Annotated in this window: 14 protein-coding genes; 12 read left to right on the top strand and 2 right to left on the bottom strand. The window is 68.1% G+C overall.

Going from position 1 to position 14,101, the window contains the following annotated elements:
- Positions 1-33 precede the first annotated feature (33 nt).
- From E0H75_RS12845 to ligD, 8 genes are all read left to right on the top strand, one after another.
- Entirely contained in the window at positions 34-1,341 is a 1,308-nt protein-coding gene (locus E0H75_RS12845) for an FAD-binding oxidoreductase (RefSeq protein WP_131513721.1), read from the top strand.
- Positions 1,342-1,378: 37 nt separating this feature from the next.
- A complete protein-coding gene (locus E0H75_RS12850) occupies positions 1,379-1,975 on the top strand; it encodes a dihydrofolate reductase family protein (protein WP_131513722.1) in 597 nt (198 codons plus the stop codon).
- Positions 1,972-2,892: an NAD-dependent epimerase/dehydratase family protein gene (locus E0H75_RS12855; protein WP_131513723.1), complete on the top strand. Its 921-nt coding sequence runs from the start codon at positions 1,972-1,974 to the stop codon at positions 2,890-2,892. The genes E0H75_RS12850 and E0H75_RS12855 overlap by 4 nt, the downstream gene beginning before the upstream one ends.
- Before the next feature lie 106 nt (positions 2,893-2,998).
- The gene (locus E0H75_RS12860) at positions 2,999-3,382 is read left to right on the top strand and encodes a PPOX class F420-dependent oxidoreductase (RefSeq protein ID WP_131513724.1); all 384 of its coding nucleotides are present in this window, start codon (positions 2,999-3,001) and stop codon (positions 3,380-3,382) included.
- A gap of 131 nt (positions 3,383-3,513) precedes the next feature.
- On the top strand, positions 3,514-4,440 hold the full coding sequence (locus E0H75_RS12865; RefSeq protein ID WP_165553670.1) for an acetylxylan esterase: 927 nt from the start codon (positions 3,514-3,516) through the stop codon (positions 4,438-4,440).
- Positions 4,441-4,443: 3 nt separating this feature from the next.
- The gene (locus E0H75_RS12870) at positions 4,444-5,292 is read left to right on the top strand and encodes an acetylxylan esterase (protein WP_131513726.1); all 849 of its coding nucleotides are present in this window, start codon (positions 4,444-4,446) and stop codon (positions 5,290-5,292) included.
- Positions 5,289-6,431 carry an aminotransferase class V-fold PLP-dependent enzyme gene (locus E0H75_RS12875; RefSeq protein WP_131513727.1) on the top strand — a complete coding sequence of 381 codons (1,143 nt, stop codon included), beginning with the start codon at positions 5,289-5,291 and terminating at the stop codon, positions 6,429-6,431. Before E0H75_RS12870 ends, E0H75_RS12875 begins: the two co-directional genes overlap by 4 nt.
- Positions 6,412-7,386 carry a non-homologous end-joining DNA ligase gene (gene ligD, locus E0H75_RS12880; RefSeq protein ID WP_131350180.1) on the top strand — a complete coding sequence of 325 codons (975 nt, stop codon included), beginning with the start codon at positions 6,412-6,414 and terminating at the stop codon, positions 7,384-7,386. Before E0H75_RS12875 ends, ligD begins: the two co-directional genes overlap by 20 nt.
- Here the strand turns inward: ligD and E0H75_RS12885 are convergent.
- Positions 7,383-7,709, bottom strand: a complete 327-nt coding sequence (locus E0H75_RS12885) for a hypothetical protein (protein WP_131513728.1) — start codon at positions 7,707-7,709, stop codon at positions 7,383-7,385. The two genes, ligD and E0H75_RS12885, sit on opposite strands and share 4 nt — an antisense overlap.
- 98 nt (positions 7,710-7,807) lie before the next feature.
- A complete protein-coding gene (mug, locus tag E0H75_RS12890; protein WP_202872977.1) occupies positions 7,808-8,308 on the bottom strand; it encodes a G/U mismatch-specific DNA glycosylase in 501 nt (166 codons plus the stop codon).
- A 171-nt stretch (positions 8,309-8,479) separates the two neighbouring features.
- Between mug and E0H75_RS12895 the strand changes: the two genes are divergently transcribed.
- From E0H75_RS12895 to E0H75_RS12910, 4 genes are read left to right on the top strand one after another with little or no spacing between them, the layout of a single operon-like run.
- Positions 8,480-9,196 (top strand): Clp protease N-terminal domain-containing protein, encoded by a 717-nt coding sequence (locus E0H75_RS12895; protein ID WP_131513729.1) that lies wholly within the window; start codon positions 8,480-8,482, stop codon positions 9,194-9,196.
- Positions 9,197-9,205: 9 nt separating this feature from the next.
- Positions 9,206-10,483, top strand: a complete 1,278-nt coding sequence (locus E0H75_RS12900; protein ID WP_131513730.1) for a serine hydrolase domain-containing protein — start codon at positions 9,206-9,208, stop codon at positions 10,481-10,483.
- Positions 10,484-10,528: 45 nt separating this feature from the next.
- Entirely contained in the window at positions 10,529-11,926 is a 1,398-nt protein-coding gene (locus E0H75_RS12905; protein WP_131513731.1) for an ATP-binding protein, read from the top strand.
- Between the two features lies 1 nt (position 11,927).
- On the top strand, positions 11,928-13,886 hold the full coding sequence (locus tag E0H75_RS12910) for a vWA domain-containing protein (protein ID WP_131513732.1): 1,959 nt from the start codon (positions 11,928-11,930) through the stop codon (positions 13,884-13,886).
- Positions 13,887-14,101: the final 215 nt, after the last annotated feature.

Raw genomic sequence — 14,101 nt, forward strand, 5'->3', positions numbered from 1 at the left:
CCCGGGCAGAGCGCTGGTCATAGCGTCTGACTCATGACCGACTGGATCGACACACTCGACGGCGAGCTGTTCAGGCCCGAATCAGCGGGCTACGACGTGATCCGCCGCCCATTCCACCCCGCCTACCGGGACATGCGGCCCAGGCTCGTGGCTCTGTGCCGCTCGGTCTCGGACGTCGTCAGCATCATCAAGTACGCCGCGACCACCGGGGACCGCATCGCTCCTCGCGGCGGCGGCCACTGCTTCGCCGGCCGATCGTCGACGGACGGGATCGTGCTCGACCTGTCCGGACTCGACACCATCTCGGTGGCGCCCGAGGGGCTCGCCACGATCGGAGCCGGCGCCCGCCTGGCACAGGTGTACGCCGCCCTGCACGCCCACAGCCGAACTGTCCCAGGCGGATGCGGTCCGACCGTCGGCATCACGGGCCTCACCCTCGGCGGTGGGATCGGCCTGCTCGGGCGCAAGTACGGGCTGACCTGCGATCGTCTCGTCGGCGCACAGGTCGTACTCGCAGACGGCAGTGTCGTGGAGTGCGACGCCGACCACGAACCGGACCTGTTCTGGGGCCTGCGCGGCGCCGGCGGCGGCCACTTCGGTGTCGTCACCTCGCTGCGATTCGACACCGTCCCTGAACCGATCACCACCCGCATCGAGGCGCATTGGTCGGGCATCGCAATCGAGGGTCTGGTCTCAGCCTGGCAAGCCTGGGCACCGGACGCCCCGGACGAACTCACCGTCAACCTCTCCCTGGTGTCGGAGCCCGGCGTACCCGTCCGAGCCACGCTCTTCGGAGCTTCGATGCTCGATGAAGCGGCGACCCGGGAGCTGATGCAGCAGTTCATCGATCGGGCAGGGGCGACCTCAACGTTCGACTTGCGTGCCGGACTGCCGTACAGCCAGCTGAAGAGCACCTTCGGCGACCCACTCGACGAACCCGAACGCCTCACCCGGCTCAGGTCGGAGTTCTTCTCCAACCCGCTGGCCGACGGCAGCATCGCGTCTCTCCTGAAGCAGTTCTCGAGGACCGCGGGCCGACGAGAGCTGGCATTGACAGCAATGGGCGGGGCCTACAACAGGATTGTCGACAATGCCACGGCGTTCGCGCATCGCAGCACGCGCTTCCTGCTCGAGCACATCGCTGACGCGGACGATCCTTGGGTCGACGAGTCCTGGGCGACCGCGCACGCCGATGGGTCCGGCCGCGTCTACCCCAACTTCCCGGACAGCGCGCTCGACGACTGGGCGTCGGCGTACCACGCGGACAACTATCCGCGGCTGGCAGCGGTCAAGCGCGCGTACGACCCGCGCCGATTCTTCGACTTCCAGCAAGCCATCTGATCACCACCAAGCCATCTGATCACCACGGAGGACAGACATGAGCAAGGTCATCAGTGCCCATTCGGTTTCGGTCGACGGGTACATCACCGGTCGCGATCCCGGCGCCGGGCGTGGGCTCGGCGACGGAGGGATGCTGTTCAACTGGTACTTCGACGGCGACACACCGAGCCAGGTGTTCGACGGCTTCAAGCTGAGCGAGGCCAGTGTCCGGTTCTTCGACGCGAGCGCCGAACGTGTCGGCGCCAGCCTGGCCGGTCGCAACACCTACGACGACTCCGGCTGGGTCAACGGCGGAGCCCCACATCCGACCGCCCCGCTGGTCGTCGTCAGCCACCGTCCTGTACCGGGGATGAGTGACAAGCGTCAGACCCTGATCACGACCGGGATCGAGGACGCTGTCGCCGCGGCGCGCGAGGTTGCCGGCGGCAAGGACGTCGCCATCATGGGCGGCGGTGCGGTGACGTCGGCGCTCGCGGCCGGCCTCGTCGACGAGGTGATCCTGCACCAGGTGCCGATCCTGCTCGGCGCCGGTCGCAGCTTCTTCCAGGAACTCCCAGAACACGTGGAACTACGCCTGCTCGAAGCGATCCCCGCGCCCGGTGTGACCCACCTGCACTACGAGGTTGTCCGATGATCCTCGTCACCGGCGGGCTCGGCATGATCGGCGCTCACACCGCCCGCGCGCTCCTCGATCTCGGGCAGGAGGTCGTCGTCACCACTCACCGCCGTACCGAGGTCCCGTCGTTCCTCGCCGGCCGGGTCATCGTCGAACCCCTCGACGTCACCGATCGGGACGCCTTCCTCGCCCTCGGCGCCCGCCACGACATCAGCGACGTCGTCCACCTCGCCGGCAGCGTCCCGGGCGAGAACCCGGTGGACTTCTTCCGCACTGATACGTCCGGGCTGCTCAACGCGCTCGACGCTGCCCGAGCATGGGGCGTCCGCAGGTGCGCCGTCGCCAGCAGCCTCGGCGTGTACATCGGCCGGTCCGAGACCCGCTGGCACGAGGAACTTGATCTGCCCACGACCAAATTGCCGCACCTGATCATCGCGTTCAAGAAGGCCGTCGAACCACTCGCCATGCACAGCCTGCAGGGCAGCGGCGTCCAGCCCGTCGTACTCCGGATCGGGACCATCTGGGGACCGCTCGTCGACCCGGAATCGCCGTTCTTCTACATCCCGCCGTACATCAGCGCCGTGCTCCGCGGTGAGGAGCCGAAGCCCCTGTCCGCCGACGACGGTGGCGACTGCTGTTACGCGCCGGACGCCGGGCGTGCGATCGCACTTCTGACCACCGCGGAAAGCCTGGCGCACAACGTCTACAACGTGTCCAGCGGCCGGGCGTACACCAACCGCGACTTCGCGGACGCATTGCAGACAATCACACCAGGCCTGCAACTCGACCTCCTGCCCGGACGGCAGGGCGGACCCGGCGTGGACCCGTACCTCGACATCGCTCGGCTCACCGACGACACCGGCTTCGCGCCCGCCTTCGACGTCGCCCAGTCCGTCGCCGACTATGTCGCCTGGCGCGCCAAGAATCCCCGCTGAAGAAGAACCCCTGCAGCAACAACCCCTCTGAGCAACGTCCCCGCTGAGCAACAATCCTGCTGAGCAACAACCCTGCTGAGCAACAACCCTGGTAAAGGAGAGACCCATGCTCGACCCGAAAGTGCGTAGCGTCCTCGACGGCACCTCGATCGCTCACCTCGCCACGATCTGCGCCGACGGCTCGCCGCACAGCACTCCCGTGTACGTCGGCGCCCGCGGTGACCGCATCGTCTTCTTCACCGGTCCAACCATGCGCAAAGCACGCAACCTGCGCCGTGACCCGCGGGTGGCACTGTCCATCGCGCCTGTCGACAATCCGTTCGAGCCCGTCGTGATCCGCGGCCGGGTCGTCGAATGGATCGAGGGCGACGAGGCCTGGGAGATTGTCGACAATCTGGCCATCAAGTACGCCGGCGCACCGTACCCCCGCGGCGACGAGCGCGTCGTCGCCGTCATCGAGCCCGAGCACCAAGCCGTGGGAGTCGGCTGAGGCCCAGCCGCTCGGACCTGATGAACTTGTCTGGGTCCGGATCGGCGGCGGTTGAAGGACCGGGTGCGGACGCATGCTCTACCGAGCAACCAGCGCACGCTCTACTCAGCACCCCATCGAGAGGAATGCTCTTGAGAGACCCTGAGACCGCCATCGTCGAGGTCGAACTGCCGGACGACTTCGACGCCTTCTGGGCGGCCGGCCTGGCGGACTGTGCGTCGTACCCGCTGGAGCCGGTGCTCACCGAGATGCCGACACTCTCCACGGACAATGTGATTGTCTACGATCTGCGCTACACCAGCTTCGGCGGACTGCGGATCGCCGGCTGGTACACGACCCCTCGCGACCGCCCGGCGCCGTACCCGGCACTCGTGACGATCCCCGGCTACATCTCCGAGCCGACAATCCCGAAGGAATGGTCCGAGCTCGGGTACGCCGCTCTCGCGGTGGCGCCGCGCGGCAAGCTGCGGTCGAACGACGTGTTCAACCCGGGCTACCCGGGACTGCTGACGCACAACATCGTCGACCACAACACGTACGGCTATCGCGGTTTCTACCTCGACGTCGTACGGGCGGTCGACGTACTGCTCGGTCGTCCGGAAGTCGACAATGCGCGGATCGGACTGCAGGGATCGAGTCAGGGCGGTGGGCTCGGGATCAGTACGGCGGCGCTGCGGCCCGACGTGATCAAGGCCGTCGCGGCCGGAGCGCCGTACTTGTGCGGCATCATGACCGCGCCGACGCTGACCCGGTCGTACCCGTACGAGGAGATCAGCGAGTACCTGCGGGTGCATCCCAAGGACGTGGATCGGGTGCGGGAGTCGGTCGCGTACTACGACGGTCTCAACTTCGCGCCGAAGGTGCAGGCGCCGACGCTGCTGTACCTCGGGCTGGAGGACGACGTCTGCCCGCCGGAGACCGGGTTCGCGCTGCATCGGACGCTGACCTGCGAGAAGACGCTGCACACCTTCCCGCACTGCGCACATCACGCCGGGCTGCCGGGCGTGATGCGGATCGTGGAGGACTTCCTTGCCGAGCACCTGCAACCGGGACGGTGACTGATGGATTTCGACGACTACTGGGCCGCGGTCGACAACGAACTGGCCGCGATTCCCGCCCGTCCGGTGCTCGACGTCGTGCCGGCGCGGGCGACCGACGAAGCGACCAGCTACACCGTCCGCCTGACAAGCACGGGCCCGTACCGCGTCTTCGGCCACTTGAGCATCCCCACCGGTGACGGTCGGTTCCCCGCGCTGCTGCAGACGCCGCGGTACGGCAGCGTCAACCACGTGCCGCACCCCAACGACCGGAGCCGGTACGTCGTGTTCGGTCTGATGCATCGTGGTCAGCGATTGGCCGACGAGGGGTTCTCGGCGGCGTACCCGGGATTGTTGACAATGGGGATCGACGATCCGGCGTCGTACATCTACCGCGGGATCGCGGCGGACTGTCTTCGGGCGGCCGAGTTCCTGCTGGGGTTGTCAGAGGCCGATCCGGCGCGCGTGGCGGTGACCGGCGACGACCTGGCCGTGCTAACGGCCGCGCGGCGGCCGGGTTTCACCGCGCTCCGGGTGACTGATCTGCTGTTCTACCGGGCGATGGAGGCGCGGTTGAAGTCCAGCTCGTATCCGCTCGAGGAGCTCAACGATCACCTTCGAGCCGGCTCCTCGGTGCAGATTGTCGACAACACTCTGTCCTACTTCGATCCGACTCGGCACGCGTCCGCGGTGACCGCCACGAGTCTGGTCGCAGCCGACGATCAGGACTGGTGTGCACCGCTGATCAACGCTCTGCCTGCTGCGAGTGTCTACAAGCTGACGCATCTCGATGCGACGGACAACGACTTCCTCGACGCGTGGTTGGCCGAGCTGTCCGGGGTCCCGCCGATGTCAAGGTTCCTGGTCGGATGACCGATCCGCTCGAGGTAGCTCCGCCGGTCCGTCCGTCCACCACGGTGGGCGGGCTCGGCGTGCGGCCGGTGATCAACGCGTCCGCCACGTTGACCATGCTCGGTGGCTCGTTGATGCCGGCCCCGGTTCTGCAGGCGATGAACGACGCGGCCGCTCAGTTCGTCGATCTCGACGAACTGCACACTCGCGTGGGTGAGCGGCTGGCCGAGCTGACGCACAACGACGCGGCATACGTGACTTGCGGTGCGGCGGCGGCGATCACGCTGACCGTTGCCGCCTGCATCACCGATCAGTCGCAGGCGTTTCCGGTCGACGCCGAGGTAGTGATGTTCGCCTCGCAGCGGAACGGCTGCGACTACGGCGTCCAGTTGACCGGCGCCCGGATCGTCGAGATCGGTCCGTCGGTCGACGAACTGCGAGCGGCCCTCGCCCGCGAGCCAGCCTGCGTCCTGTGGTTCGCCGGGACCCATTTCGCGGCCGGTGCGCTTGCCGTCGAAGAGGTGATCGGCATCGCCGCGGAGGCCGGCGTACCGGTGATCGTCGACGCGGCCGCGCAGATCCCGCCGGTCGCGACGCTGTGGCGATTCACTCGGGATGTCGGGGCGGACGCGCTGATCCTCAGCGGCGGGAAGGGGCTGCGCGGTCCGCAGGCCAGTGGCCTGGTGCTGGGACGCCGGTGGATCGTGGACCGTTGCCGGCTGCATGCATCGCCGAACCAGGACATCGGGCGCGGCATGAAGGTCGGGAAGGAGGAACTGCTCGGGTTGCTCGCGGCGGTCGAGTGGACGCTGGAGCAGGATGAGGCGGCGATGCTCGCCGGCTACGAGCGGATTGTCGACAACTGGATCCGCGGATTGCAGGGAATGCCCGGAGTGACCGTTACCCGCGGCTATCCGAGTGAGGCCGGCCAGCCGCACAGCCGGGCGGTTGTGCGATTGTCGACAACCTCCGGCTGGACCCGGGACGACCTGGTCACGGCGTTGTGGAACCGCGACCCGCGGATCGCGGTCGGCACCTATCGGATGCCCGACGACGCGATCGCGCTCAACCCCCAGACGGTGGAACCCGGCGAGGCGGAAAAGGTTCTCGAAGCCCTCGTCGGCCTTCTAAGCTCTGGGAATGGCGAGCAAGCCGGATGAGACGCGGGACGGGGTCGACCTGACCAACTTGGATCAGCCCTTGTTCGACGGGGCTGACGCGACCAAGCGGGATCTGGTCGACTATCTGGATGCTGTGCACGAGCGGATCCTGCTCGAGTTGCGGGAGCGGCCGCTGTCGGTGATCCGGATCCGGCCGGGGCAGCCCAAGTTCATGCAGAAAAACGTGCCGAAGTACACGCCGGACTGGGTCAAGACGGTGCCGGTGTGGGCGGAGGCGTCCAAGCGCGAGGTGTCGTACGCGTTGTGCGACGACCGGCGGACGCTGCTGTGGTTCGCGAACCAGCGCGCGGTCGAGTACCACCCGACGCTGATGCGCGCGGACCATTGGGACCGCATCACGCATCTTGTGCTTGACCTCGACCCGCCGGAGGGGGACGAGACGTTCGCGAAGGCGGTGCAGGCGGCGTTCCTGGTCCGGCAGGCGTTGGCCGACGCCGGGCTGTCGGGTGCGGTCAAGACGAGCGGCGCGAAGGGTGTGCACGTGTTCGTGCCGATCGACGAGTCGGTGTCGATCGAGGACGCGGCGGCCGCGACCCGGGCGATCGCGGCGCGGGCCGAGCGGATCGACCCCGACGTCGCGACCACGGCGTACATCAAGGAGGACCGGGGCGGGAAGGTGTTCGTCGACTCGACGCGATCCGGTGGGGCGACGGTGGTCGCGGCGTACAGTCCGCGGGTCCGGCCCGGTACGCCGGTGTCCTTCCCGGTCGGCTGGGACGACCTGGACCGAGTCACTCCACGCGACTTCACGGTCCGCACCGCCGTCGAGCAGCTCGGCGACGCCGACCGCTGGGCCGATCAACTCCCAGCTCCCCAGTCCCTCCCCGAAGACCTCCTCGAGGAAGGCCGAGCCATCCCCATCGCCCGAGTCATCGCCATGCACGAAGGCAAACGCCGCAAACGGGCCAAGGAGAAGGCCGAGAAGGAGGACTAATCCTCGCTCGCCGTCGTCAGTTCGAGTGCGAGCTGACGGACGTCGGTGGACGGGTGGTTGCGCAGGGCAATGAGTAGGGCGCGCCAGGTGGAGGACCAGCCTGAGCGCGGGCCGGCGGCGGAGATCAGGGACCAGGCGAGCAGGCCGGCGGTCAGGTCCGGGTCGTGGACGAGCTGTGTCGCCGGACCTGCCAAGGACTCAGGGGACCAGGTGGCTTCGCTTGCGGTCAGACGGGAGCGGAGGAGGTTGGCTGCCGAGAAGGCGGTCAACGGGCGGTCGCCAAGTCTGCTGCGCAGTTCGCGCAGCTCGGCTGAGATGTTCAACCAGTCGATTGCGTAGATCAGCAGGTGCAGGCGGAGGCCCAGGAGGGCCGGGGATTCGAGTTCGCCGGCGATGGTCTTGAGGACTTGGCGGCGGTCTCTCAGCTGACTTGCTTGAGTTCGGCGAAGGCAGCAGCGAGCTTCGGCAAGGTGTAGTGGGCGTTGAGTCCACTCGGGTTCGGCAGGACCCAGACGCGGGTGTCGCCGATCAGGCGGTCCTGCTTGCCCATGGCAGCCTTCCGCTCGCCGAAAGCGTCGCGGTACGCCGTGACGCCGACGATCGCGAGCCACTCCGGCTGGATCTGGAGAACCTTCTTCACCAGGTTCTCCCCGCCGGCCAGGTACTCCGCACGGGTGAGTTCGTCGGCGCGCGCGGACGGGCGGTCGACGACGTTGGTGATGCCGAGGCGATAGGTCAGGAGCTCACCCTGCTCGTCGGGTCGCAACAGGCGCGGCGTGAAACCGCTCAGGTGCAATGCCGGCCAGAACCGATTCCCGGGCCGGGCGAAGTGATGACCGGTCTCCGCCGACATCAGCCCGGGATTGATCCCGCAGAACAGCACCCGCAGCCCGTCACTGATCACGTCCGGCAGGGGTTGCACGCGCCAAACCGTACCTAAGGACAGGAGGTAGTGGTCGCCCGCAGGGTCGCTCACGCCTGACGTCAGCGTCGGAGCGGCTCCGCGACCGACCACCTCCTGTCCTTAGCTACACCCCAGGCCGCGTCAACCCAGGGTTGACGGAAAGCAATTTGTCAACCTAAGGTTGACGGCATGACTCCTGGACCTGACCTGCAGCAACTCATCAACACGATCAAGGCGGACGCCGGCAGCGACGACGAACTCGAGCAGCTTGCCGCCGCGGCGTCGACGATCAGCGAACTGACCAGCACCGGCGACGCCGCCCTCGGCTTCTTCGTCGACCGGGCCCGCGGCGCCGGCAAATCGTGGGTCGAGATCAGCGCGGTGCTCGGCGTGAGCAAGCAGGCCGCGCACAAGCGCTTCGCCGACTCGTGGACGAGCAAGCCGGCCTTCAACCGCTACACGAAGCGTGCGATGGCCGTGGTGAAGGCCGCGTCGGAGGTGGCCCGCGGCGACAACCACGACTACATCGGCACCGAACACCTGCTGCTCGCGTTCTACGCAGAGCCTGAGTCGTTGGGTACGAAGGCGCTGCTGCACCACGGCATCACGAAGGAAAAGGTCCGCGCCGCCGTCGACGAGGTGAATCCAGCGGAGGAGCCGACCGACCCGCCGAAGACGCTCGACGCCGAGCGACCGCCGTTCACCCGTAGGACCTCGCACGTGTTGCAAGGAGCGGTCGGAGAGGCGCTGACGCTGGGCCACAACTACATCGGCACCGAACATCTGCTGCTGGCGTTCTACCGGGATTCGGCCAGCGTGGCGACGAAGATCCTGCTGGCGGAGAACTTCGACGAGACCGCAGCCTGGACTGCCCTCCGTGCGCTGCTGGAGGAGGCGACGAAGTAGGTTGGGCACATGCCTGACTGGTCTGCGCGGTTGAGTGAACTGGCGGTGGCGGCGAAGGTTCCGGGGGCGGTGCTCGGGATCTGGCAGGACGGTGAGACGACGATCGCACCGTACGGCGTACTGAACGCGTCGACCGGGGTCGAGACGACCGAGGACGCGGTCTTCCAGCTCGGGTCGGTCACCAAGCCGTGGACCGCCACGATGATCGTCCAGCTGGCCGCTGAAGGGCGGCTGGACCTGGACGACGCCGTGGTGAAGTTGTTGCCCGAGGCATCGATCGATCCACGGATCACCGTCTGTCACCTCCTCACTCACACCAGCGGCATCGACGGCGACGTGTTCACCGACACCGGCCGCGGCGACGAGTGCCTCGAGCGGTACGTCGCTCTTCTCGCCGACGTCGAGCAGTTGTTCGAGCCAGGTACGGCGTACTCGTACTGCAACGCCGGGTTCGTGCTGCTCGGCCGACTGATCGAGGTGCTCGACGGAGGCACCTGGGACGAGTCGCTGCGCAAGCGCCTGGTCGAGCCGCTCGGGCTGACCCGGACCGTCACGCTGCCGGAGGAGGCGATCCTGCACCGCGCCGCCCTGGGCCACCTGGGCACCGACGGATCGCCGGTCAAGACGTGGCAGTTGCCTCGGAGCATTGGTCCGGCCGGAGGGGTCACCGCGTCTGCGGGCGACCTGCTCGAGTTCGCCCGGATGCATCTGACCGATGAGCGCTACCGGTCGATGCAGGAGCCGCAAGTCCCGTACGCAGGCGGCATCGGCGGCTTCAGCAACCTCGGCCTGGCCTGGCGGATCTACGACTGGCAAGGCCGCGGCCTGTTCGGCCACGACGGAACGACGATCTCGCAGGTGGCGTTCCTCCGGATCGACCCCGAGGCACGGCTGATCATGTGCCTGCTGACCAACTCCGGCAACGGAACGGCCCTGTTCGAGCCGCTGGCCACCGAGGTCTTCAGGCACTTCACCGGCGTTGGCCACCCGGCGTCACCGCAGCCGGCGGACGGTCCGGTCGACGACCGCCATGTCGGCCGGTACGAACGAGCTACCGTCCAACTGGACGTCGTACGGCGAGATGAGGCGCTCGTGATGGAATTTCGGGCCACCGGTGACCGGCTGTCGTTCGCCGAGCAGCCTGTGCAGGAGTACGAGCTGCGCCCGACCGAGCCCGCGGACGGCGATCACTTCGTCGCCCGGGAGGCGCCGGATCATCCGTGGGTCCCGGTCACGTTCACCCCGAGTCACGTCTTCGCGTCCGGCCGGGTCACGCCCAAGCGCTGAGATATTCGGGGTGCGATTTGGGGTGACCGAGCTAACTTGTGACCTGTGACTAGTGCACCTGCTGAACTTCCTCGTAAGGCCGGTGACCTCCGGGCCGCCGGGCATCTCCCACGGTCGATCAAGGCCGAGATTCGTGACAACCTGCTGACAGAACTCCGGGCCGGGCGTGATCCGTGGCCCGGCATCGTCGGATTCACCCGGACGGTGATTCCGCAACTCGAACGCGCCCTGCTCGCGGGGCATGACGTCGTCCTGCTCGGTGAGCGCGGCCAGGGCAAGACCCGGCTGCTGCGCACCCTGGTCGGCCTGCTGGACGAGTGGACCCCGGTGATCGAGGGCGCCGAGCTGCCCGAGCACCCGCTCGACCCGATCACGCCGGCATCGCGCCGCCGCGCCGTGGAGCTCGGCGACGACCTGCCCGTCACCTGGATCCATCGAAGCGAGCGGTACGCCGAGAAGCTCGCGACACCGGACACCTCGGTGGGCGACCTGATCGGCGACGTGGACCCGGTGAAGGTTGCCGAGGGCCGCAGTCTGGGTGACCCGGAAACCATCCACTTCGGTCTGGTGCCGCGGGCGCACCGCGGCATCGTGGCGATCAACGAGCTGCCGGACCTGGCCGAACGGATCCAGGTCGCGTTGCTCAACGTGATGGAGGAGCGTGACATCCAGGTCCGCGGGTACACGCTGCGGCTGCCGCTCGACGTGTTGCTGGTGGCAACGGCCAACCCGGAGGACTACACCAACCGCGGCCGCATCATCACGCCGCTGAAGGACCGGTTCGGCGCCGAGGTCCGGACCCACTACCCGCTCGACATCGACGCCGAGGTGGACGTGATCCGGCAGGAGGCCGAGTTCACCGCCGAGGTCGGGGAGCCGCTGCTCGAGGTGCTGGCCCGGTTCGTCCGGCACCTGCGCGAGTCGACGTCGATCGACCAGCGGTCGGGTGTGTCGGCTCGGTTCGCGGTCGCCGCGGCCGAGACGATTGCCGCCGCCGCGCTGCGGCGCAGCGCGATCACCGGCGAGGAGCCGGCCGTCTCGCGGCCGGTCGACCTGGAGGCCGTACCTGCCGTGCTGCGCGGCAAGCTCGAGTTCGAGCCCGGGGAGGAGGGGCGTGAGATCGAGCTGCTCGAGTACCTCCTGCGTCGCTCGGTCGCGGACACCGCGCGGGAGCGGTTCGCTGGTCTCGACCTCAGCCCGCTGGCGAACGCTGTTGCCGATGGCAACCTTGTGACGACGGGTGAGCGGGTCCCCGGCCGGGATGTGCTGGCCGCGCTGCCGGAGCTGCCGGTCCTGCATGATGTCGCCGCGCGCGCAGGCGTCGAGCCGGACGAGTCGCCCGGCCGCATCGCTGCCGCGGTCGAGCTCGCCCTGGAGGCGTTGTACCTGTCCAAACGACTGGCCAAGGACGCCGACAACGACACAACGATCTACGGGATCTGACATGTCCGCGTCGATACCGGAAGGCTGGTCGTACGGGCCGTGGCATGACGGGCCGGATCCGCTTGCGGCGCCGGCCGATCTGCGGGACGCGCTGGATGAGATCGGTCGCGACGTGATGAACGGCTCGTCGCCGCGGTCCGCGCTGGAGGAACTGCTCCGGCGCGGCACCCGGAACACGCAGGGCCTGGACGACCTCACCCGCAGGATGTGGGAGCGCCGCCGCGAGATCCAGCGGCAGCACAACCTCGACGGCACCCTGCGGGACGTCCAGCGGCTGCTCGACGAGGCGCTGGCGGCCGAGCGCCGCGAACTGTTCCCGAATCCGTCCGACGACGCCCGGTTCAAGGAGGCCGAGCTCGACGCGCTTCCGTCGGGTACGGCGGCCGCCGTACGAGAGCTGGCCAACTATCAGTGGGAGTCGTCGGAGGCACGGCAGAAGTACGAGGAGATCCGGGAACTGCTCGGGCGCGAGCTGCTCGGGTCGCGGTTCGAGGGCATGAAGGAGGCGCTGCAGCAGACCACGCCTGAGGACGTGGAGCAGATCAACGAGATGCTCACCGACCTCAACGCGTTGCTGGCGGCGCACGCGCAGGACCGGCCCGAGGTGCCGGAGTTGTTCGACGAGTTCATGGCCAAGCACGGCGAGTTCTTCCCGGAGAATCCGCAGAACGTCGACGAACTGATCGACGTACTGGCGCAGCGGGCGGCCGCGGCGCAGCGGATGATGAACTCGATGACTGCCGAGCAGCGCGCCGAGCTGATGGAGCTGTCGCAGCAGGCGTTCGGCAGTCCGCAGCTCGCTCAGCAGTTGGCGCAGCTGGACGCGCAGCTGCAGTCGCTGCGGCCGGGGGAGGACTGGGCCGGGTCGGAGCGGATGAGTGGTGACGACCCGCTCGGTCTCGCCGACGGTGCGCGGGCGATGTCCGACCTCGCCGAGCTCGATGCGCTGGCCGAGCAGTTGGCTCAGTCGTATCCGGGCGCGCGGCTCGAGGACATCGACCTCGACGCGCTGACCCGGCAGCTCGGCGACGAGGCGACGGTGGATGCTCGCCGGTTGTCCGAGCTGGAACGGCAGCTGCGCGACCAAGGGTTGCTCGAGCGAGCGCCCGACGGTTCGTTGCGGTTGTCGCCGAAGGCTCTGCGGCATCTCGGGCAGACCGCGCTGGCCGACGTACTGCGGGCTGCGCGCGGTTCGGGTGAGCGGGATGCGGCCAATGCCGGGGCGGCCGGAGAGCTGAGTGGCTCCAGCAGGCAGTGGCAGTTCGGCGACACGCAGCCATGGGACGTGCCTCGGACCGTGCGGAACGCTGTACTGCGGAGCGCTACGCGTAGTGGGTCGGTCAAGCTCGATGTGGCCGATGTGGAGATCGCGGAGACCGAGCATCGGGCCCGGGCCGCGGTCGCGTTGCTGGTGGACACGTCGTGGTCGATGGTCCAGGAGGGCCGTTGGCTGCCGATGAAGCGGACGGCGCTCGCGCTGCACCAGCTCATCTCGACCCGCTACCGCAACGACGCGCTCCAGCTCATCACCTTCGGGCGGTACGCCGGAGTCGTCGAGCTACCCCAGCTGATCGGGATGGAGGGCGCCTGGGAGCAGGGGACGAACGCGCATCACGCCCTGCTGCTGGCCGGCCGCCACCTGCGTCGTCATCCGGACGCCCAGCCGGTGGTCCTGATGGTGACCGACGGCGAACCGACCGCGCACCTCGAGCCGGACGGTACGGCGGAGTTCTCCTACCCGCCCGAGCCGGCCACACTCCGCAAGACGATCTTCGAGGTGGACCGCCTGGCCAAACTAGGCGCCTCGCTCACCGTCTTCCGCCTGGGCGACGACCCGCGCCTCAACGCCTTCGTCGACCTCCTGGCCCGCCGCAGCGGTGGCCGAGTCCTCGCCCCGGACTCCGACGGCCTCGGCGCCGCCGTAGTCGGCGACTACCTCCGAACCCGCCGGAAGTTGTAGCCGAGAAGGACTCCCAGAAGCAGGGTGTTACCCGTCTGAAAGGTGGGTAACACCCTGCTTCTGCGTTTCGGTGGGAGATGTGCCGTTTGTCTCGCGTTGTCAATGGGGGAAGGGTTTTCCGGCCTTCGACCTGTGGGCAGAGTCACGTCGGCATCGTGAGACCAGTGTTCAACTGGACTGGTTTTTGGGCTTACTCTGAAGGCAACGCCCCCGCC

Origin of the sequence: Kribbella capetownensis (assembly GCF_004331485.1) — a bacterium.
GTDB classification, from domain to species: domain Bacteria; phylum Actinomycetota; class Actinomycetes; order Propionibacteriales; family Kribbellaceae; genus Kribbella; species Kribbella capetownensis.